The sequence below is a fragment of the Streptomyces sp. AC1-42W genome, assembly GCF_003248355.1.
GTDB lineage: Bacteria > Actinomycetota > Actinomycetes > Streptomycetales > Streptomycetaceae > Streptomyces.
Genome location: NZ_QKWY01000002.1, coordinates 494,314 through 514,745, shown reverse-complemented (window position 1 = coordinate 514,745; position 20,432 = coordinate 494,314). Strand labels below are relative to the sequence as shown.

The window sequence follows — 20,432 nt, the reverse complement described above, 5'->3', positions numbered from 1 at the left end:
ACGCGCGTGAGCGGACCCCTCATCGTCCAGAGCGACAAAACGCTCCTCCTCGAAGTCGACCACGAGCAGGCCGACGCCTGCCGCCGTGCCATCGCCCCGTTCGCGGAGCTGGAGCGGGCGCCCGAGCACATCCACACCTACCGGCTCACCCCGCTCGGGCTGTGGAACGCCCGCGCCGCCGGGCACGACGCCGAGCAGGTCGTGGACGCGCTCGTGACGTACTCCCGCTACCCCGTACCGCACGCGCTGCTCGTCGACATCGCCGAGACGATGGACCGCTACGGCCGCCTCACCCTCTCCAAGCACCCCGTGCACGGGCTCGTCCTCACCACGACGGACCGGCCGGTCCTGGAGGAGATCCTCCGGTCCAAGAAGGTCCAGCCCCTGGTGGGCGCCCGGATCGACCCGGACACCGTCGCCGTGCACCCCTCCGAGCGCGGCCAGGTCAAGCAGACGCTGCTCAAGCTCGGCTGGCCCGCCGAGGACCTCGCGGGGTACGTGGACGGCGAGGCGCACCCGATCGAGCTGAACGAGGACGGCTGGGCGCTGCGCCCGTACCAGCAGCAGGCCGTGGACGGGTTCTGGCACGGCGGGTCCGGGGTCGTCGTGCTGCCCTGCGGCGCGGGCAAGACCCTCGTCGGGGCGGGCGCGATGGCGCAGGCCAAGGCGACGACGCTGATCCTCGTGACGAACACCGTCTCCGCCCGCCAGTGGAAGCACGAGCTGGTGAAGCGGACCTCGCTGACCGAGGACGAGATCGGCGAGTACAGCGGGACGAAGAAGGAGATCCGCCCGGTCACGATCGCCACGTACCAGGTGCTGACGACGCGCCGGAAGGGCGTCTACCCGCATCTGGAGCTGTTCGACTCCCGCGACTGGGGCCTGGTCGTCTACGACGAGGTGCATCTGCTCCCCGCGCCCGTCTTCAAGTTCACCGCCGACCTCCAGGCCCGCCGCCGCCTCGGGCTGACCGCGACGCTGGTCCGCGAGGACGGCCGCGAGTCGGACGTCTTCTCGCTCATCGGCCCCAAGCGGTTCGACGCGCCGTGGAAGGAGATCGAGGCGCAGGGCTACATCGCCCCGGCGGACTGCGTGGAGGTACGGGTCAACCTCACGGACTCGGAGCGGCTGGCGTACGCGACGGCCGAGGCCGAGGAGAAGTACCGGTTCTGCGCGACGACCGCGACGAAGCGGAAGGTCACCGAGGCGCTGGTGCGCCGGCACAAGGGCGAGCAGACGCTGGTCATCGGGCAGTACATCGACCAGCTGGACGAGCTGGGCGCGCATCTGGACGCCCCGGTGATCAAGGGCGAGACGAGCAACGCGCAGCGCGAGAAGCTGTTCGACGCGTTCCGGCGCGGCGAGCTGAACGTACTGGTGGTGTCGAAGGTGGCGAACTTCTCCATCGACCTGCCGGAGGCGACGGTCGCCATCCAGGTGTCGGGGACGTTCGGTTCGCGCCAGGAGGAGGCGCAGCGCCTGGGCCGGGTGCTGCGGCCGAAGGCGGACGGGCACGAGGCGCGGTTCTACTCGGTCGTCGCGCGCGACACGATCGACCAGGACTTCGCGGCGCACCGCCAGCGGTTCCTGGCGGAGCAGGGGTACGCGTACCGGATCGTGGACGCGGACGAGCTGCTGTCGGACAGCTGAGGCGGAAAAGCCGGGCGGGCGGGGGCGGCGGGCGCGGTCAGCGGCGCCGTACCCCCGCCTCCTCCGCGTACTCGCCGAGGACGACGACGCCGAACGCGGCCTGCGCGAACGCCTTCACGGCGCGCAGGGCGCCGTAGGCGCGGTTGTGGGGGTGACCGGGGGCCTGGGTGGCGCCGGTCCTTCGCGGGTCAAGAGTCACGGTGCTCATATGTCCATGGTGCTCCGGACGGGGGTGCCGGGGCGTCGCCCCGGAGTCGGAAGCGGGCCGCCGCGCGCGTACGCCTCCGGTCGCACGGCCTCGCACGGCATCCCCTACGGGACGTACCCGCACGGGTCGGGGACGCCCCCGCGAAAACGGTTCGCGCCGTACCCCCGCGCCCCGGTACACTCCCCGGTCTGCCCGCCTCCCGAACCGTGGTACCGGCGGCCCGTGACGGGTCGTGCCGGCAGCCGGGGGAGCGCCGCCGACCGGACGGAAACCGGCCGACAACCGTACGTACTCCCGTGCGTACCAGTGATCGATCCCCGAGCGGACCGCGCACGTCGCGGTCCGCCGTCCTGCGTTGAATGCGGAGGCAACACCGTGCCCGCGCACGAATTCGAGAGCGACACCACCACCGACCCCCTCGCCCATGAACGCGCCCATCTCGCGGCATCGCGCGCCGCGCTGCGGGCCATGCGGGAGGACGCCCAGAACCTGGACATCCGCGACGTCACCGCGAACTGGGTGAACGCGGCGGTGCTCCAGGCGCAGATCGACGAGCGGATCAAATCCCTCGCGGACCTCGCGCACACCCCGCTGTTCTTCGGGCGGCTGGACTATCTGCACGTCGTCGGGGCGCAGGAGGCGGAGGGCGCGGAGGGCGAGCGGTTCTACATCGGGCGCCGCCATGTGCACGACGCGCAGGGCGACCCGATGGTCATCGACTGGCGCGCCCCGGTCTCGCAGCCGTTCTACCGGGCGTCGCGCAAGGACCCGCTGGACGTGGGCCGCAGGCGCCGCTTCGGCTACACGGGCGGCGACCTCACCGCGTACGAGGACGAGCACCTGACCGATCCCGGCGAGGCCGAGCGGACGAGCAAGCTGCTCCAGGCGGAGATCGAGCGCCCGCGCGTCGGGCCGATGCGGGACATCGTGGCGACGATCCAGCCGGAGCAGGACGAGATCGTCCGCAGCGAGCTGGGCGGCACGGTCTGCGTGCAGGGAGGGCCCGGCACCGGGAAGACGGCCGTCGGCCTGCACCGGGTGGCGTACCTGCTGTACGCGCACCGCGAGCGCCTCGCCCGCACGGGCACCCTGGTCGTCGGGCCGAACCGCTCCTTCCTGCACTACATCGAGCAGGTGCTGCCGGCCCTCGGTGAGCTGGAGGTGAAGCAGGCGACCGTCGAGGACCTGGTCACCGGGCAGATCGAGGTCCGGGGCACGGACGAGGCGGCGTCGGCCGTGGTGAAGGGCGACGCGCGGATGGCGGAGGTGCTGCGCCGCGCGCTGCGGTCGCATGTGACCCCGCCGACCGAGCCGGTCATGGTGGTGCGCGGCTCGCGGCGCTGGCGGGTTCCGGCGTACGAGATCGAGGAGATGGTCCAGGAGCTGCTGACCCGCGACATGCGGTACGGGGCCGCGCACGAGGCGCTGCCGCAGCGCATCGCGCACGCCGTGCTGGTGCGGATGGAGCAGGCGGGCGAGGCGCCCGACGACCGGGTGCAGAACGCGGTGGCCCGCAACGCGGCGGTCAAGGCGGCCGTGAAGGCGATCTGGCCGGCGGTCGACCCGGCCAAGCTGGTCCTGCGGCTGCTGTCCGACGCGGACTTCCTGGCGGAGCACTCCGAGGGGCTGCTCTCCGAGGACGAGCGGAAGGCGATCCTCTGGGCCAGGCCGGTGCGCGGTGTGAAGTCCGCGAAGTGGTCGGCGGCCGACGCGGTGCTGATCGACGAGGCGGCCGACCTGGTCTCCCGTACGCACTCACTGGGCCATGTCGTCATCGACGAGGCGCAGGACCTCTCCCCCATGCAGTACCGCGCGGTCGGCCGGCGCTGCTCGACCGGTTCGGCGACCGTCCTCGGCGACCTGGCGCAGGGCACGACCCTGGTCCACGCAGAGCTGGGAGCAGGCGCTGGGCCATCTGGGCAAGGCGGACGCGGTGGTGGAGGAGCTGACGGCCGGCTTCCGTGTGCCGCGCGATGTGATCGCGTACGCGTCCCGGCTGCTGCCGGTGATCTCGCCGGGGCTGACCCCGGTGGAGTCGGTGCGTGAGTCGCCCGGTTCGCTGTCCGTACGGAAGGTGGCGGACGCGCACGCGCTGGACGCGGCGGTGGTCGCTGCGTGCGAGGAGGCGCTGGGCCATGAGGGGTCCATCGGCCTGATCGCGGCCGACGCGCGCGTCCCCGCGCTGGCGGAGGCGCTGACGGCGGCCGGTCACACGTATCTCTCGCCCGGTGAGGAGACGACCGCCGAGACCCGGCTGACCCTGGTCCCGGCCTCGCTGGCCAAGGGCCTGGAGTACGACTACGTGGTGCTGGACGAGCCGGCGGCCGTGGTGGACGGGGAGCCGGACGAGCGCACGGGCCTGCGCCGGCTGTACGTGGCGCTGACCCGCGCGGTGTCCGGCCTGACGGTGCTTCACGCCGCGTCGCTGCCGGACGAGTTGACGCAGTAGAGAGGGAGCGGGGGCGGGGGGGGACCCTCGTCCACCCCCGCCCCCGCCCGGTCATCCGGCGGCGCAGGCCCGCCCGTTGAGCTTCACCGTGCCGGGATCGGCCGCCGGCCCGGTGATGCCGCTGTTGAACCCGAAGTCCACGGAGGCCCCGGGGGCGATGGAGCGGTTCCAGGACAGCGGCGCGGCCGTCACCGTCCTGCCGTACTGGTCGATCTCGGCGCTCCAGGTGTGGCTGAGCTTCTGGTCGCCGGGCAGCAGCCAGGTCAGGGACCAGGGGCTGACGGACTCGGTGCCGGTGTTCTTCACCGTGACCGTGGTGGTCGAACCGGTGCTCCACGGGTGCGAGGAGTACGTGACCTCGCAGGTGCGGTCCGGGCCCGTGCCGTCGCCCGCGTCGTCCAGGTAGGAGGCGATGAAGGCGAGCGGCGCGTTCCAGTTGATGGCGACCTCGTTGGTGGCGTACGAGCCGTTGTCGTCGAGGTAGCACATCGCGGCGGCGCAGCCCGTGAGCTTCTGCGCGGCCTCCGGGTCGCCCGAGGTGGGGGCGGTGAGGTTCGGTCCGCCCGCGAGGGAGCCGGCCGGCGGGTGCGGCAGGGACGGGTCGGACTGGTGGGCCCAGAACCGGTGGTGCTGGTTCTGCGAGGACCGCTCGCCGTAGCCGGTGACGTACGACTGGTTGAGCGGGTTGCGCCCGAACAGGTAGTCCGCGCCGCGCAGGACGGCGTCCCGGTAGCCGGCCTCGCCGGTCAGGTCGGCGGCCGTGGCCAGCACGATCATGTTGTTGAGGACCTGGCTGTTGGAGCCCCAGGCGTAGTTCATGCCCTTGGGCACGTACGGCACGCCGTACAGCTGGTCCTCGGTCTGCGCCCGGTACCGGTCGGCGGCCGTCGTGACGACCGCGCGCACGTCGGCGAGCCGGCCCGCCGTCAGGTCGTTGGGCACGGTGGCCAGGGTGAGCACGCCGAGCCCGGCGGTGCCGCCCCACCAGATCCCGCCGTCCGCCGGAAAGGCCGCGTCCACGTCACCGTGCAGCGGCGAGTCGAGCAGCGCCTGCCGGTAGGTGTCCTCGCCGGTGGTGGTGAACAGTTCGGCGGCGGCCCAGTAGAACTCGTCGCGCACGTCGCCGTCCTCGTACGTGCCGCCCCCGACGCCGTCCGCCGGGCTGGCGAGCACGTCCGGGTGCGCCTGCGCGGCGGCCCACGCCGTCTCGGCGGCGGTCTCGCACTTCGCCGCGAACGCCTCGTCGAACGGGGCGTACAGCCGGGCGCACTGGGCGGCCGTCGCGGCGAGGTTCAGGGTCGCCGTAGTGGTCGGCGGGTGCAGTTCGCGCTGCTCCGGGTCGAGTTCGGGGCGCATCGGCAGGCCGGTCCAGTTGGCGTCGTGCACCTTGTGGTGGGCCATGCCGGCGAGCGGCTGCCCGGCCGGGACCTGCATGCGCATCAGGAACTCCAGCTCCCAGCGCGCCTCGTCGAGGATGTCGGGGACATCGTTGCCGTGCTCGGGTACGCGCAGCGCGCCGTCGCCCAGCTCGGCGGACTCGGCGCCGTCCGCGGTCAGGGTCCGCTCGTAGGTGGCCATCAGCTCGGCGACCGCGATGCCGCCGTTGACGACGTACTTGCCGTGGTCCCCGGCGTCGTACCAGCCGCCGCGCACATCGAGCCGGTAGTCGCAGACGCCCGGCTGACACGGCACGTCCGTGTCGCCCTTGTTGGGCGCCACGCCCAGGTGCCCGGCCGGGCGGGCGTACTCCTCGCCGACCAGGTCCGCGTCGATCGCGACGCCGCTGCGGTTCTGGTAGAAGTACGCGAGCGCGTCGGACCGCAGGCCGTCGTAGAGGTCGCCGCGGATCGAGAACGGCTCGCTGACCTGCCCGTCCGCCTCGATCGTGAAGCCGTCGCCGGTGGTGGTGGCGTCGCTGAAGTCGAAGGTGTGCACGTTCTGCCGGGAGGTCGGGTCCTCGCCGCCGGGCACGGTCGTCCCGCTCGCGGCCGTCGAGCCGTCGGCCGCCTTCAGCGTCCACGGCAGCGGGTCGGTCGCGTCGGTGACCAGGGTGCCGGTCTTGGGGCCCTCGGGCAGATAGCCGACCTGGTTGATCCGGACCGGCGAGCCGGTGTCCGGTACGTACACGGGCGGCTCGGCGCCCCCGCGCAGCGACACGTCGTCCACGCAGAAGGTCGTCGCCGCCGTGCCGCCGCCGACCTGGAAGGCGACCTGCGCGGCGTCCCGGTCGGCGGTCGCGGTGAACACGTGCGTGAAGGCGGTGTCCTCGGTGCCGATGTGATCCGTCTCGGCCAGATCGGTGGTGTACGGCTCGGTCGCCATCTGCACGTTGGTGTGAATGGACAGCGGTACGGTCGAACTCGCCGTGTACGTCAGGGTGTACGACTCGCCCGCGACGAGCGGGACGTCGTTCTGCCCGACGATCGCGTCCCACGGGTTCACGGTTCCGGCGGGCACCTCCGCGCACAGCCGCCCGTCGACGACGGCGACCGGCGCGTTGGCCGTGGACCACCAGGGCGCCGTACCGGCGGAGAAGTCACCGTTGACGATCTGCTCCGGCGCCGGCTCGTCACCGTCCGCCGCGACGGCACCGGGCGCGGTGAGCACACCGCCGAACAGAGCGGCAAGGGCCAGCACTCCCCCGACGCGGCGTCTGCGCCGTACGGGGGACGGGGGCGAGAAGGCATTCACCGGAAGAGCCTTTCGTCAGGGACGACAGGAAGAAATGGGAGCGCTCCCACAACACACGGGCATGCCGGGGAGGCGCATCATGGGAGCGTTCCCATCACCGCGCGCCCATTGTGAACGGCGAGACCCCAGTTACGCCAGGGCCATGACAGAACGACGTTCTGCGGTGGCGGATTCCGGCGGGGTGAGCAGGTCCGTCTCGCCCTTTGCCGAACTCGGCCTGGACCAGCAGGCCCGATCCGCCCGGTCCGGCGCGGCCGGGCCGGCGCTGCTGGCCTACCCGGTTACTGGGTGGGCGCACGGTGCAACATCGCCGCGACTCCGACGTCCGAGGGAACGTAGCCGACGCCTCGCAGGACGGCAGCGGGGACTCCACGGCCGCGCTGCCCGAGGATGATTCCGGCCGCTGCGGCGATCATGTCGGTGAAGGTCTCTTCCTGGCGCTTGCCACCGTGCTCGGTGAGCCGCAGAGGGGCGACTCCGGCAGCACCGAGGGAAATACAGGTGGCACCGCGGCGGTCGGCACGGCCGTCGGAGTCGGCGATGACGACCGCGACGGCCGCGCCGGTGCGAGTGACCAGGGCGTCGCGCAGGCGGCGGGCGGAAGCGTCGGGGTCCACGGGCAGCAGCCAGGCCCTTCCGTCCCCGGCCCGGTCGATTCCGGCCGATGTCAGCAGGTGACCGAGGTGGTGTCGGGCAATGATCGGGCCGCGTTCGGTCGCGAGGAAGTGCTCGGTGGAGTGGTCCAGGATGAGCTGGACCAGGGCTGCGGGCTTGCCCGTCCGGGCTGACAGATCCAGGGCCTCGGCGGAAGGGGTAACGTCGGTCAGGTCGACGTAGCGCTTCTCCCCGATCGACACGACCTTGCTGGCGACCACAACCACGTCCCCGCCCAGCAGGGTGGTGCCGGTCCTGGTGAGCACGTCGATGATCATGCTCGCGACATCGTCGCCGGGCCGGACTTCGGGAAAGGGCTCCAGGGCGAACGCGGAGAATCCGGAAGTGGGGGACGGTGCGGTGGTCATGCTGCTCCTGCCGTGGATCTGAGGTTCGCGCATAGGCAGTTGTGTGCGGCGGCCAGCATGCGGGCTCGCTGCCGAGGAGTGGCGTGCTCCGCGCTGGTGAGCCAGGCACGAACGCGGCGCACGTAGTGCGGCCACAGTTGTACTGCTGCTTCGGTCGGCGGCGTACCGGAGGTGACGGCCCGCCAGGCTCTGCCGAGGTGGAGCGGCCAGAGATCGCCATCGTATCTGCCCGGGGCGAGGTCGAGGCGGTTGAGCACGGCCACCATCTCCCGGACCCTTCCGGAGGGCAGAGTCCGGTCTGTCGCACGGTAGTAGCCTGTGCCGCTGCGGGCCGGTGCGGGCGGCAGCGGCCACGTTGCGGTCAGGTGCAACAAGACCGGGACGGCTTGGTCGTAGATCGCCGGGAGGTGATCGAAGGAACCCGCATGACGTTTGGGTCCCTTGACCGGAACTGAGGTGACGAGGCCGGTCGTGGCGGCGGTCAGGAGAAGGAACGCGTCGATCCCGTATCCGGCGACGCACCGCGCGAGTTCGTCCGGCAGTTCGACTGCGGCATGTTGGGCTGCAGCGAGGGCCCGGCCGGAGACGGCGAGGTCGCCGGCAAGTGGCTGTGGGATGTCGAGCCCGGTGGCTGCGGCGATCATCGGCCGGGCCACGTGATTGGTCAGATTGGCCTCGTCCCAGTACCGGGGGTAGTCGGCGATTGCGAGGGCCGCCCCGGCACGGACGTGGTCGAGGAGCGCACGGTAGACGCCCGGCTCCGGGGCACGGGTGTCGGTGTCGGCAATCAGCACCACATCGGCCTCCACGATCTCCGGACGCTGGAGCGCGGCCAGGATCTGCGCACCCTTGCCGCGCTCCAGCCCGGTCAGCACGAGCGTCTTCGCACGGGTGGGTGTGGCCGCGAAGGCGTCAGCCGTGTCGGGGCCGTCGGACGAGTCGGCGTGCACGATCACCCCGTGCGCATCGTTCAGCGCGAGGTCCACGGCGGTGGTGACGGCGGAGATCGTCAACGGCTCGTTCCGGCTGGGGAGGATCACAGCGGCGGGCATCGGGCTCACGTGTACCTCTTGGTGATCAGATCGGCTGCGATTCGCGGGTCGGGGGCGTACAGGTAGTTGTACGGATGCTGTTCGAGGCGGGTGATCAGGTGAGTGCGCCAACGGGCGAGCGATGGGTCGTCCAGCGGCCAGACCGGTCCGTACGGTGCGCCTGCGGGGCCGGTCAGCGGGGTGGGGAGCCCACTGATGTAGCGGGCCAGGGCCTCATGGAGCCGCAACTGCTCGTTCGGTGAGAACGGGGTGGCCGAAGCCACGAGCGGGCCCGGAACGGCGGGGTGGACGGTCAGGCGGATGATGCCCACGAGCGGCACGGGGGCGCGGAGGAAAGGCGCCAAGGTGACGACCGGTTTCGGGGCCTGCCACAGGACCGGGTCATTCGAACGGACGGCGGCGGTCGGCTTGCCGGGCAGGACCAGCAGTCCCGAGGCTGCTTCGGCCAAGACGGCCAAGTCGTCACCGGCGTGAGTCCAGCCGCGAGAGCCGAGAGCCAGGACCACACTGGTCTTGCCCGCACCCTTGCTCCCCAGCAGGAGGATGCCCAGCCCACTTGGGGTGACCATGGCGTTCGCGTGCAGGGTGAGCATCTGCCGCTGCTGGCGGCTTCGCTCCAGGGCGGTGTAGGTGACGTACGCAAGCGTTGAGGTGTGGGCGGCTTGGTGGGGCAAGGTCAGGTGCACGGTCTGCCCTTCCACGCGGACAGTCGGCTCGGGCTCCGTGTCGGACATGGTCAGGATCGGGCCGTCCATGGCGCTGTTGGCCGGCGGAGGGGTGAGGGACCAGCCGCCGGGGAGCCGGTCGGCCGCCGTGACGGCCGGGCCCGTATCCAGCCCCGGCGGCAGTTCCAGTGCGGCGGTCAGGTGGCCGGTCGTCACGGCGGCCCAGGTCATGACAGCGTCGAGGCATCGAGCTCGGCCAACAGGTTGGGCACCGGCAGCAGGGTGGGCAGATAGCGCCGGTGCCCGACGAGGTCGGACACCCAGTCCGTGCGCCGGAGCACGCTGCGGACCACGTCGGTGTGGTCCGGGTCGGCGTGCGAGACCGCGAGGTCGACGGAGGCCGGCTCTGGGTAGGGGCTGCCGTTGCGCCACGTCACCGCGACGCGACACGGGGCGCCGGTCTTCTCGGCCAGCGCTCGGCTCGCCTCGTCCACGAGCCACCCGCCGACCTTCCCGACGTGGTAGGCGGGGTTCTTCCCGAACAGGACCTCGTTTCCGGCCTGCTGGCCCGGCGTAATGAGCCCGGACCGGGCGTTGCCGCGGCCGACGAGTCCGTCCTCGCCGAAGTCGACGGCCGACCCCGACACGGTGAAGTACTGACCGGACAGCGGACCGGTGCGGGTGTTGCGGGTGTTGCAGACCACCGTCACCGGCCTGTCCAGGCGCTCACGCAGTTGCGCGGTGAGGGCCTGCGCGGTGCCGGTGACCGCGTCGTCGAACTCGGCGCTGCCGGCCAGGTGCCCGGCCACGGCCGGCACGCACACCGTGATGGTCAGAGCATGGCCGGTTCGGATGACCAGTGCCTTGATGTCGCTTCCGGCCCAGGGCTGGCGGCGAAACCACGATTCGGTGAGCAGTGCCACGATTTCGGCAGTGGTGCGCGGTGCGGTGCCGACGAGGAATGCGGTGTCGTTGGAGAAGGCCCTCGGGCGCTCCGGCAGGTCTTCCAGCCCGCGCGGGGCGAACCAGTACCGGAACTTGGAGGAGTCGGTTGTCTCGTGGCGGGCCACCCAGGTGATGCGTTCGTGCCCAGGGAGCGCTGTACGCAACTGCTCGGCGGCGGCCGCCTCCAGGATCTCGCGCACCGGGATCACCCGACCGCCGAAGGTTGTGGAGATCCGGCCGCCGAAGACGACCCGCACGGGGCGGTCGTACGTGCCGTCCGCGTCGCCGAAGCGGGCGCGACCGCCGAGGATTGCGACCTTGTCGAGGTTGTGGTGGAGGACCGCGCCGAACTCGCGCAGGCAGTACTCGCTGTAGCGGATCGAGGCGAGCTCGGCAATGCCGTCGGCCAGGGTGTCGGGGTGTCCGATGCCCTTGCGCTCGACTACCTCGACGTCGAGGTCATGAGGCAGTACGGGCCTCATGAACGGTGCGCGCGTTGCGGTAGGCATGGTCGATTACCTCCAGGGGGCGGCGGAGCTCGGACAGCGGGAAAAGGCAGGGGTGAAGCGGGCCGGCGCCGTCGGCAGGCAGGGCCCGGTACATGGCCAAGCGCAGCGCGCGGTCGTCGGGTGCGGAATGCGGGCGGCCGAGCCCGGCTTCGAGGTTCCGGCCGCGTACGTACAGCTCCTGGCCACCGTCGAATTGAAGGGCCACGTCGTGGCATCGGGGCTCGTCGCTGTCGACCCGGGCGTCCACCGTCAGCACGGCCCCGGTCTCGAAGACGATCGTGGCTGTAACCCGGTCCTCGGATTCGCTCCACTGCCGGACGCGGTACACCACGGCGGTGGAGGACCGGATCGGCCCCTGCGGCATGAGACGCAGCGCAAGTGCCAGGCCGTGGATGGCCTGCTGGTGCAGGATGCCGCCGGCGGTCGCGTACCGGGTGCGCCAGTCCCGGTAATAGCCGCGGTCCCGACGGCACACCAGCCGCACCGCGGCCCGGCGGGCCGTCGGGCACTGGCTGAGAAGCCAGGCGAGGCCAGGGGCGAAGTGCGGCTGGAAGGCGACGAAGATCCGCCGGTCCTCCTCGACCGGCTCTAGGTCCGCCGGGGCGATCGCGGTCGGTTTCTCCACCAGAACAGCCGCACTGGCCCGGGCGGCCGCGCGGGCTGCCGGCAGGGCGGAGCCCGGCGGGGTGGCCACCACGACCACATCGGGGGCGTACTCCTTCATTGCTGTCTCCCAACTGGAGACCAGCGGGACACCGGGGGGAGGCTTTACGACCGGCGAAGGGTCGGCGATCGCCACCAGGTCCAGCCCGTCTGCGCAGGTGAGGGCATCAGCGTGCTTGGCGCCAACCTCGCCACAGCCGATGAGCAGCACTCGCCTCACGCCAGGCCGCCCGGAACCATGCTCCGCAGAAACGCGGCTCCACGCGTCAGCGCCTGGCCCGGTGTCTCGCGCACATGTGTCTCCAGGGCATACGGCAGCCCCGGTCGCGCCTGGTGCAGGGCGGGCAGCAGCCTCCTGTACGGCACGGCCCCGGTGCCCGCCACGACGAAGTCCTTCGTGCCGTCGTCGCGGGGCCGGTAGTCCTTGATGTGCACGTACTCGGTGTACGGAGCAAGTGCGTCCACCGCCTCGGCGGTACCGTGACCGGACTCGAACAGGTTCCCCAGGTCGAGCCACAGCCCCAGCCCGGGGTGCGCCTGGAGGACTTCGAGGAGCGATGCCGGCTCGTGAACCGTGCACACCGGCTCGTTCTCCAACAACAGCCGGACCCCGGCTCGCTCGGCGACCTCGAGCGCGTACGGCAGCAGCGGATCGTCGCGGAAGGTCTCCGTCTGCTCGCCCACGGACAGGTGCGAGAAGACACGGACCCGGTCCGTACCGAGAACGCCGGCGACCGTGACCGCTCGGTCCACCCACCGCTCCCGGTCCTCGACAGGGACCTGTGTCGGAAAGCCGAAGCTGTCGACGCGGCCCGGAGTGCCTTCGGGACGGCACCACTTCCATAGCGGAGACGCCAACGCTGCCACCCGCAGGCCCCTCATGTCGGCCAACCGCCGGATGCCGCGTAGCTGCTCGTCATCCAGCACGAGCGCGTTCGATCCGTAAGCGGTACGGATCTCCAGGTGGCGCACGCCGAGGGCGAGGGCCAGGTCCATGCCGACCGCGGGGTCCTGGCCCAGCTCGTCGGGGTTGAGCACGGTGAATCCCTGCACAGCAGGCTCCTTGTCGGTGCTGAGGGTGGGACAGCGAGGCCGCGTGCCCCGCCGGAGACGGGACGCGCGGCCGGGGCTGGAACTATCGGCCGCCGCCGACCGGGGGAGGCGTCGGGGTCGGGCCCGGCGGCGGTGGCGGGGGACCCGGCTCGGGAGGGTTCGGCATGGGAACTCCTGCGACCAGTTGGAAACCCGCATCCGGACGGATGCCGGCGATGGTGTGCGTGCACGGTTGTTCGCCCGGCTGGGAGGTGGGCCCGCCTGCCCTGCCCGACATGACTAACAGTCAAGCGTCAGTTACGGATCGTCGGTACGGTGGCAGCCGACGGATGGGTATACGAGGTATACGAGGGGGCTGTCATGACCCAGCGCTTGCCGAACGAGAAGCTTCGGTCCGCCATCGCGGAGTCGGGATGGACCTACGCGGGCGTCGCACAGGCCGTCCGCCAAGTCGCGGCCGAGAACAGCCAGATGCTGCGGACGAACAAATCGGCAGTGGATCACTGGATCGCGGGGGCTGTGCCGTCCGGGCAGACGGGCCGATACCTGACCGCCGCCCTCTCGCGCCGCCTCGGCAAGGTACTTACCCCCGAGGATCTGGGCCTGCCGCTACCGCCGGGCTGGGACAGTGACAGCATCGGATTGTCCATCGGCGCCGACCCGTTGGACGCGCTGGTGCCGATCTGGAGGGGTGACTTGGACCGCCGAGGCTTTCTTTCCGGTGCCGCGTACTCGGTCGCGGCCGCTGTCCTACCACTGGAGCACGTCGCCGACATCGCGTCCCGCGCCTCGAAGGCCCGGACCGGGGCCCGGGTCGGGCACGCGGACGTAGCGGCAGTGCGAGACATGATCTCGATGTTCGCGGTGATGGACGAGCGCCACGGCGGCCAGCACGGCCGGTCCGCGTTGGTGCAGTACCTGATGACCGATGTCGCGACCCTGTGCCGGGGCCGGTTCACCTCCGAGGACGACCACCAACAGATGCTTTCGGCCGCCGCCGTCGGCGTGCACCAGGCCGGATGGCGGGCCTACGACGGAGGCGAACAGGGCCTCGCGCAGAGGTACTACCTCCAGTCGTACGCCCTGGCCCAGGAGTCCGGGATCACCGGCCACAGCGCTTTCGTCATGCGGACGATGTCGCAACAGGGTATGAAACTCCGCCGCCCCGAGCACTGCCTCTCGCTGGCCGCCACCGCCGTAGACCGCGTCCACGGGCGGGTCGACACCCAGACCGAGGCACTGTTCGCTGTCACCCACGCTCACGCCCTCGCCAAGGCGGGCCGGCGGCAGGAGGCCGTACGGGAGGTGGAGCGGGCCCGTACGGCGCTGGGCGCGGCCAAGGGGGACGAGGTGCCGTTCTGGGCGCTTTCGTGGGGTCCGCCGACCGCAACCGTCCACAGCCGGTCGGCCAAGGTCTGGGAAACACTCGGCGACCGGTCGAAGGCGGCGGCGATGTACGGGGCGGCCGCAGCCAGCCGACCGACCGGCACGTACGCCCGGATCGTCGCCCTGGACCTGGTCGCGCAGGCCGAGATGCAGGCCGCCGGGGGCCGCATCGAGCAGGCATGCACCACCTGGGGGCGGGCGATGGACCACATGGAGGGCGTCCGGTCCGGACGCACCAGAAAGGCCGTCGGAAACATGCGCCGCGATCTCACCCGCTTCCGCGCACGCGGACTGCGATGCGCGATCGAGCTGGACGAACGAGCACGCACGTACCTCACCGATCGCCGGTAAGTCCTCGGCGACCCTCCAGCACTGGCGAATCGACGTGAGAATCAGCACCTCCGCCGTCGAGGAGCGGGGGTACGGGGGCAGCGCCCCCGCAAACCCGCGCCGCGCGCCGGGGCGCGGCAGGCCCCCGCCCCGGCCCGAAGCGCTACGCGTCGAGCACCGACCGCCATTCCCGTACCGCTGCCGCGTCCACCGGGCCGGACCAGCCGGTCGGGCGGGCCGCGCCGCCGATGTGGACGGCGTCGATGCCGGCGGCCAGGAGTTGCGGCAGGTGGTCGAGGCGCAGGCCGCCGCCGACGAGGATCTGGGGCTCGTACCCCGGCTCGCCCTTGCGCGCGGCCTCCGCGACCAGGGTGGGGATGCCCTCGTCGACGCCGGCCGCCGCCCCTGCCGTGAGGTAGGTGTCGAGGCCGGGCAGGTCCGCCAGGGACTTGCGCAGGGCGTCGCGGTCGGCGGCCCGGTCGATCGCCCGGTGGAACGTCCACCGGCATCCGTCCAGTTCGGCCACCAGCCGCTCGACGGCGACCAGGTCGGGGTTGCCGTCCGCGTCCAGGAAGCCGAGGACGAACTCGTCCGCCCCCTCCGCACGCAGCTCACGCGCCTTGCGCACGAGGACGTCGATGTCACCGGCCGCGAATCCGTCGGCGACCCTGAGCATCACGCGCAGCGGGATGTCCACCGCCTCCCGGATCGCCGCGAAGGTCGCACAGGACGGGGTGAGGCCGTCCGCCGCCATGTCGGTGACCAGCTCAAGCCGGTCCGCACCACCCGCCTGGGCGGCGACCGCGTCCTCCGCGTCGAGAGCGATCACCTCCAGGACTGCACGGTTGCTCATGGGAACCCAATCCTCCAGGAAGCAGCTACAGGTCTAGTCCAATGGCCCAGCCTACGGGGCGGTAGGCCCGCGCGCAGCCGCACTGCGAACGTGAAGATACGCGAGGCCGAACACGGGGGGGTCCGACCCGCCACCGGCAAACGGCACATCCATGCCGGATCACCCTTGCGCGAGGATAGGGGGAGGGGGTATACATGACTCAGAAGCAGATACCCCCAGGGGGTATCTGCGACGGATAGCGACAACAGACAGCCGATCGAGGAGGGCCCCCGTGTCAGCGCAGACCACAGCCACCACCGGCGCCATCGGCGCCGAAGGCGCCACCCGCGCCGCAGAGGTCGAGCTCGCCATCGGGGGCATGACGTGTGCCTCGTGCGCGGCCCGCATCGAGAAGAAGCTCAACCGGATGGACGGCGTCACGGCGACCGTCAACTACGCCACGGAGAAGGCCCGCGTCAGCTACGACGGCGCGGACGTCTCCGTCCAGGACCTCATCGCCACGGTCGAGAAGACCGGGTACACGGCGCACGAGCCCGCGCCCCCGGCCCGTACCGCCGAGCCCGGCGCGACCGGCGGATCGGCCGAAGCCGACGCGGCGGCCGACGAGCTGCGCCCCCTGCGGCAGCGGCTGGTCACGTCCGTGCTGCTCGCGGTGCCGGTGATCGCGATGTCGATGGTGCCGGCGCTCCAGTTCGACTACTGGCAGTGGCTGGCCCTGACCCTGACGGCCCCGGTCGTCACCTACGCGGCCTGGCCGTTCCACCGGGCCGCGTGGACCAACGCCCGGCACGGCGCGGCGACGATGGACACGCTGATCTCCGTCGGCACGTCCGCCGCGTTCCTGTGGTCGCTGTGGGCGCTGTTCTTCGGCACCGCCGGGATGACCGGCATGACGCACCCCTTCGAGCTGACGATCGGCCGGAGCGACGGCGCGGGCAACATCTACCTCGAAGCGGCGGCGGGCGTCACCGCGTTCATCCTGGCCGGGCGGTACTTCGAGGCCCGCTCCAAGCGGAAGGCGGGCGCGGCGCTCAAGGCGCTCCTGGAGCTGGGCGCCAAGGAGGTCACCGTGCTGCGCGGCGGCCGCGAGGTGACCGTGGACACGGCGGACCTCAAGGTCGGCGACCGCTTCCTGGTCCGCCCCGGCGAGAAGATCGCCACGGACGGCACGGTCGTGGAGGGCTCGTCCGCGGTGGACGCGTCCATGCTCACCGGCGAGTCCGTTCCGGTGGAGGTCGGCGTCGGCGACGCGGTGACCGGCGCGACACTCAACGCGGGCGGCCGGCTGGTCGTGGAGGCGACGCGGGTCGGCTCGGACACCCAGCTCGCCCGGATGGCCAAGCTCGTCGAGGACGCCCAGAACGGCAAGGCGGCGGCGCAGCGGCTCGCGGACCGGATCTCGGCGGTGTTCGTCCCCGTGGTCATCGCGCTCGCCCTGGGCACCCTGGGCTTCTGGCTGGGCAACGGCGCCGGGCTGACGGCGGCGTTCACGGCGGCGGTGGCCGTGCTGATCATCGCCTGCCCCTGCGCCCTGGGCCTCGCCACCCCGACCGCCCTCATGGTCGGCACCGGACGCGGCGCCCAGCTCGGCATCCTCATCAAGGGCCCCGAAGTCCTCGAATCCACCCGCCGCGTCGACACCATCGTCCTGGACAAGACCGGCACCGTCACCACCGGCCGCATGACCCTCCAGACCATCCACACCACGACCGGCACCACCGAAACCGACGTCCTCCGCCTGGCCGGAGCCCTCGAACACGCCTCCGAACACCCCATCGCCCAAGCCGTCGCCACCGGCGCCACCGACCGCACCGGCACCACCCTCCCCACCCCCGAGGACTTCACCAACGTCCCCGGACTCGGCGTCCAGGGCATCGTGGAGGGCCACGCGGTCCTCGTGGGCCGCGAGCAGCTGCTCGCCCAGTGGGAGATCCGTCTCCCGGCCGAACTGGCCCGCCGCAAGGCGGAGGCGGAGGCCGCCGGCCGGACGGCCATCGCGGTCGCCTGGGACGGCGAGGCGCGTGCGGTCCTGGAGGTGGCCGACGCGGTGAAGGACACCAGCGCGGAGGCGATCAAGCGGCTGCGCCGGCTGGGCCTGAAGCCGATCCTGCTGACCGGTGACAACCGTGCGGTCGCGGAGGCGGTCGCCGCGGAGGTCGGGATCGACGAGGTGTACGCGGAGGTCATGCCGCAGGACAAGGTGGACGTGGTCAAGCGCCTCCAGGCGGAGGGCCGTTCGGTCGCGATGGTCGGGGACGGCGTGAACGACGCGGCCGCTCTCGCCCAGGCCGACCTCGGCCTCGCGATGGGCACCGGCACGGACGCGGCGATCGAGGCCGGTGACCTGACCCTGGTGCGCGGCGACCTGCGGGCGGCCGCGGACGCGATCCGCCTGGCCCGCCGGACCCTGGGCACGATCCGGACGAACCTGTTCTGGGCCTTCGCCTACAACGTGGCGGCGCTCCCGCTGGCCGCCGCGGGCCTGCTGAACCCGATGATCGCGGGCGCGGCGATGGCGTTCTCGTCGGTCTTCGTGGTCGGCAACTCGCTCCGCCTGCGGGGCTTCCGGGCGGAGGCGTAACCGGTACGCCAGTACCCCGTACGCCACGCACAGCACGCAGCGCAACGCACGACGGAGCCGCCCGCGCCGAACCCGGCGCGGGCGGCTCCGTGCGTCCGCTCACCCTCCGGCCGGTGTCCGCCGCATCCGCGCCTCCAGGCGCTCCCGGACCGCCGGCCACTCGTCGGACGTGATGGAGAAGATCGCCGAGTCCCGCAGCCGGTCGCCCTCGCCGGGCGCCCAGGACCGGGACCAGTTGCGCAGGACGCCCTCGAAGCGGGCGCCCACGGATTCGATCGCGGCCCGTGAGCGCGCGTTGCGGGCGTCGGTCTTCAGATCGACGCGCTCGACGTACCACTCCTCGAACGCGTGCCGGAAGAGCAGGTACTTGGCCTCGGTGTTCACGCCGGTGCCCTGTGCGGAGGCGGCGAGCCAGGTGAAGCCGACCTCGATCGCGGTGAGGTCGTCCTCGCCCATCCAGTACCGCGGCTCCCAGAAGGCCGTGGCCCCGATGACCCGCCCGGACGCCGGGTCCACCTGGACGTACGGCACGAGCTTCCCGGCGGCGGCCCGGCCGAGCTGGGCCTCGATGTAGCCCTCGACCTCGTCGGGCTCGGGGACCCAGGTGTATCCGTACGCGTCCCGGTTCTCCTGCCCGGCCCGCGACAGCCCCTCGGCGTGCCGGTGTTCCAGCGGTTCCAGCCGTACCCGGGAGCCCCGCAGGACCGGCCCTTCCAGCACAAAAGTCATCGCTCACCCATTCAAGTCCGGAAAAAGGAACACCGAAACGGAGCCGCACGCGGTCCGCCCGCAGAATTCCAGAGCCCCCGACGACGTGTCGCGCGAATATGCCGGGCCCTGTCGCCCCGGCGGGACCGCATCAACTCCACTACGACGACGTCGACTACAGGCGGGTCTGCTCGCCGCGAACCTCATCGGGCCGGACTCGGAGTGCCGGGTGTGGGAGACGGACCCTTCCCACGACCGCTGGGAGCACGACGGGGACCGGGACGACCGGGACGCACGGGCGATAGCCGCATACTTCGGCCTGCCGTCCGTCACCAGTTGAGCGGTACACCCACCGGACGTACCAATTTTCGTATGCCGGATTTGTGTCCACTCAACTACCCTTGGGCATCAAGAGAGTTGGCAGTGTCCTCACGCCCCTCCTGGAGCCATCGTGTCCCTTTTGATCGATCTCGCCGGCCAGCTTGCCCCCTACTTCTCCTTCTTCGCCTCCCGCGCGGCCGACGGCGTGTTGCAGGGCACCGTGGACCGGATCTCCGACCGTGCCCTCGACGCGGGCGAGGGCACGTTCCGGCGCCTCATCGGCCGGGACGATCCCGCGTCCGCCGACGAGGGCGCGCTCGCCTCGCGGGACGCCGACCGACTGGACGCCATGCTGGCGGGGTTGAACGATGAGGAACGCGACAGGCTCGCCACCGCGCTGACCACCTGGCTGGCCGACCCGGAGAAGGACCCCGGCCTCGTGAACGTGGTCAGGGCCACCGCACCCGCCCCGCACATCAGCGTCGAGTCGCGCGGCGACTACAACACGGTGGTCGGCAGCGTCGGGACGTTCAACCAGCACCTGAGAGACGACCGGTCATGAGCGACGGCACCGGCGGAGGGAGCTCGTTCGAGGGCAAGAACTACGGTGACGGCGGCACGGTCATCAGCCGTGTCGGCACCATGTTCCAGATCTTCTTCCAGCGGGTGCCCTCCGTCGCGGGCTGGCTCTTCCTCGTCCTGGCGACCGTCCTCGCCGGCTACGCCGCCTGGAACTGGCCGGGCGGCCCGCGCAAGCAGTACACCGCCTTCTTCACCTTCCTGATCCTCGCCTTCCTGACCGCCGTCATCCACATCGGGACGAACCAGCCGCGCGGCCGGAGGTTCTGGTACCGGGCGCGGACCTGGCTGCTCATCGCCTCGCTCGTCCTCTCCCTGGTCAGCTGGTGGTCCTTCCAGAACGTCGTACGCAACGGCGAGGTCCCGGCGACGATCCGGGTGACCGGCGAGCAGCCGCTGACCGGGGAGCCGGGCAGCGCCCTGACCCTCACGCTGCCCCAGCCGGACCGCGCCGACCGGCGGGACCGGCTCCGGCTCACCCTGGAGATCGGGGAGGACGATCCGGACGCCCCGGCGTGCTCCCACAAGACGCGCGTCCTGCTCACCGCGGTCACCCAGGGCGTCAGCCCGCGCCGGTCGCAGCTGCCCGCCCGCTCCACCACCGACTTCGCGCTGGGCGATCTCGCCGACCGGTCCGGCACCTCCTTCGAACTACAGGTCCGGACCGTCGAGGGCTGCACCCTGCGGCTGGTCGACTGGCGGGCCGTCCTCCACAACGACTGACGCCGCCAACGCGCAGGGCGACAACGCACAGGGAGCGAGGCACA

15 protein-coding genes and 1 pseudogene are annotated in these 20,432 nt (G+C 71.7%); 6 read left to right on the top strand and 10 right to left on the bottom strand.

The annotated features are described in order from the left end of the window. Positions 1-6: 6 nt before the first annotated feature. Positions 7-1,650, top strand: coding sequence for a DNA repair helicase XPB (locus DNK56_RS20190; protein WP_111336773.1), 1,644 nt, complete (start codon positions 7-9; stop codon positions 1,648-1,650). A gap of 37 nt (positions 1,651-1,687) precedes the next feature. On the opposite strand, the gene DNK56_RS35475 is transcribed toward DNK56_RS20190, so the two are convergent. Further along, positions 1,688-1,858 (bottom strand): hypothetical protein, encoded by a 171-nt coding sequence (locus DNK56_RS35475; RefSeq protein WP_199563668.1) that lies wholly within the window; start codon positions 1,856-1,858, stop codon positions 1,688-1,690. Positions 1,859-2,233: 375 nt separating this feature from the next. On the opposite strand from DNK56_RS35475, the pseudogene DNK56_RS20185 reads away from it, so the two are divergent. Next, a pseudogene (locus tag DNK56_RS20185) lies at positions 2,234-4,307 on the top strand (HelD family protein). A gap of 51 nt (positions 4,308-4,358) precedes the next feature. Here DNK56_RS20185 and DNK56_RS20180 read toward each other — a convergent pair. The 7 genes from DNK56_RS20180 to DNK56_RS20150 form a co-directional block, all read right to left on the bottom strand. Next, positions 4,359-6,998, bottom strand: a complete 2,640-nt coding sequence (locus DNK56_RS20180) for a glycoside hydrolase family 9 protein (RefSeq protein ID WP_111336771.1) — start codon at positions 6,996-6,998, stop codon at positions 4,359-4,361. Between the two features lie 281 nt (positions 6,999-7,279). Continuing rightward, positions 7,280-8,020 carry a coenzyme F420-0:L-glutamate ligase gene (locus DNK56_RS20175; RefSeq protein ID WP_111336769.1) on the bottom strand — a complete coding sequence of 247 codons (741 nt, stop codon included), beginning with the start codon at positions 8,018-8,020 and terminating at the stop codon, positions 7,280-7,282. Continuing rightward, a complete protein-coding gene (locus DNK56_RS20170) occupies positions 8,017-9,072 on the bottom strand; it encodes a hypothetical protein (protein ID WP_111336767.1) in 1,056 nt (351 codons plus the stop codon). Before DNK56_RS20170 ends, DNK56_RS20175 begins: the two co-directional genes overlap by 4 nt. A gap of 5 nt (positions 9,073-9,077) precedes the next feature. Next, on the bottom strand, positions 9,078-9,968 hold the full coding sequence (locus DNK56_RS20165; protein ID WP_111336765.1) for a hypothetical protein: 891 nt from the start codon (positions 9,966-9,968) through the stop codon (positions 9,078-9,080). Beyond that, positions 9,965-11,191: a methionine adenosyltransferase gene (locus DNK56_RS20160; protein ID WP_111336763.1), complete on the bottom strand. Its 1,227-nt coding sequence runs from the start codon at positions 11,189-11,191 to the stop codon at positions 9,965-9,967. Before DNK56_RS20160 ends, DNK56_RS20165 begins: the two co-directional genes overlap by 4 nt. Further along, positions 11,142-12,065: a Gfo/Idh/MocA family oxidoreductase gene (locus tag DNK56_RS20155; protein WP_111339410.1), complete on the bottom strand. Its 924-nt coding sequence runs from the start codon at positions 12,063-12,065 to the stop codon at positions 11,142-11,144. The genes DNK56_RS20160 and DNK56_RS20155 overlap by 50 nt, the downstream gene beginning before the upstream one ends. Positions 12,066-12,070: 5 nt before the next feature. Next, entirely contained in the window at positions 12,071-12,907 is an 837-nt protein-coding gene (locus DNK56_RS20150; RefSeq protein WP_111336761.1) for a sugar phosphate isomerase/epimerase family protein, read from the bottom strand. 360 nt (positions 12,908-13,267) lie between these two features. Between DNK56_RS20150 and DNK56_RS20145 the strand changes: the two genes are divergently transcribed. Further along, a complete protein-coding gene (locus DNK56_RS20145; protein WP_111336759.1) occupies positions 13,268-14,644 on the top strand; it encodes a hypothetical protein in 1,377 nt (458 codons plus the stop codon). Between the two features lie 142 nt (positions 14,645-14,786). Here DNK56_RS20145 and DNK56_RS20140 read toward each other — a convergent pair whose 3' ends face one another. Next, the gene (locus DNK56_RS20140; RefSeq protein ID WP_111336756.1) at positions 14,787-15,476 is read right to left on the bottom strand and encodes a copper homeostasis protein CutC; all 690 of its coding nucleotides are present in this window, start codon (positions 15,474-15,476) and stop codon (positions 14,787-14,789) included. Between the two features lie 271 nt (positions 15,477-15,747). Here DNK56_RS20140 and DNK56_RS20135 point away from each other — a divergent pair, with 271 nt between their 5' ends. After that, positions 15,748-18,057 carry a heavy metal translocating P-type ATPase gene (locus tag DNK56_RS20135; RefSeq protein WP_446750410.1) on the top strand — a complete coding sequence of 770 codons (2,310 nt, stop codon included), beginning with the start codon at positions 15,748-15,750 and terminating at the stop codon, positions 18,055-18,057. Between the two features lie 99 nt (positions 18,058-18,156). Here the strand turns inward: DNK56_RS20135 and DNK56_RS20130 are convergent, their stop codons facing one another. Further along, positions 18,157-18,786: a GNAT family N-acetyltransferase gene (locus DNK56_RS20130; protein WP_111336754.1), complete on the bottom strand. Its 630-nt coding sequence runs from the start codon at positions 18,784-18,786 to the stop codon at positions 18,157-18,159. Positions 18,787-19,216: 430 nt separating this feature from the next. Here DNK56_RS20130 and DNK56_RS20125 point away from each other — a divergent pair, with 430 nt between their 5' ends. Next, positions 19,217-19,648, top strand: coding sequence for a hypothetical protein (locus tag DNK56_RS20125; protein ID WP_146610451.1), 432 nt, complete (start codon positions 19,217-19,219; stop codon positions 19,646-19,648). After that, positions 19,645-20,388 carry a hypothetical protein gene (locus DNK56_RS20120; protein ID WP_111336750.1) on the top strand — a complete coding sequence of 248 codons (744 nt, stop codon included), beginning with the start codon at positions 19,645-19,647 and terminating at the stop codon, positions 20,386-20,388. Before DNK56_RS20125 ends, DNK56_RS20120 begins: the two co-directional genes overlap by 4 nt. The last annotated feature ends 44 nt before the right edge of the window (positions 20,389-20,432 follow it).

Excerpts from the sequence above, each read along its gene's own strand:
- DNK56_RS20160 (WP_111336763.1), bottom strand. The coding sequence starts at position 11,191 with ATGCCTACCGCAACGCGCGCACCGTTCATGAGGCCCGTACTGCCTCAT.
- DNK56_RS20170 (WP_111336767.1), bottom strand. The coding sequence starts at position 9,072 with ATGCCCGCCGCTGTGATCCTCCCCAGCCGGAACGAGCCGTTGACGATC.
- DNK56_RS20130 (WP_111336754.1), bottom strand. The coding sequence starts at position 18,786 with ATGACTTTTGTGCTGGAAGGGCCGGTCCTGCGGGGCTCCCGGGTACGG.
- DNK56_RS35475 (WP_199563668.1), bottom strand. The coding sequence starts at position 1,858 with ATGAGCACCGTGACTCTTGACCCGCGAAGGACCGGCGCCACCCAGGCC.
- DNK56_RS20145 (WP_111336759.1), top strand. The coding sequence starts at position 13,268 with ATGACCCAGCGCTTGCCGAACGAGAAGCTTCGGTCCGCCATCGCGGAG.
- DNK56_RS20175 (WP_111336769.1), bottom strand. The coding sequence starts at position 8,020 with ATGACCACCGCACCGTCCCCCACTTCCGGATTCTCCGCGTTCGCCCTG.
- DNK56_RS20140 (WP_111336756.1), bottom strand. The coding sequence starts at position 15,476 with ATGAGCAACCGTGCAGTCCTGGAGGTGATCGCTCTCGACGCGGAGGAC.
- DNK56_RS20165 (WP_111336765.1), bottom strand. The coding sequence starts at position 9,968 with ATGACCTGGGCCGCCGTGACGACCGGCCACCTGACCGCCGCACTGGAA.
- DNK56_RS20120 (WP_111336750.1), top strand. The coding sequence starts at position 19,645 with ATGAGCGACGGCACCGGCGGAGGGAGCTCGTTCGAGGGCAAGAACTAC.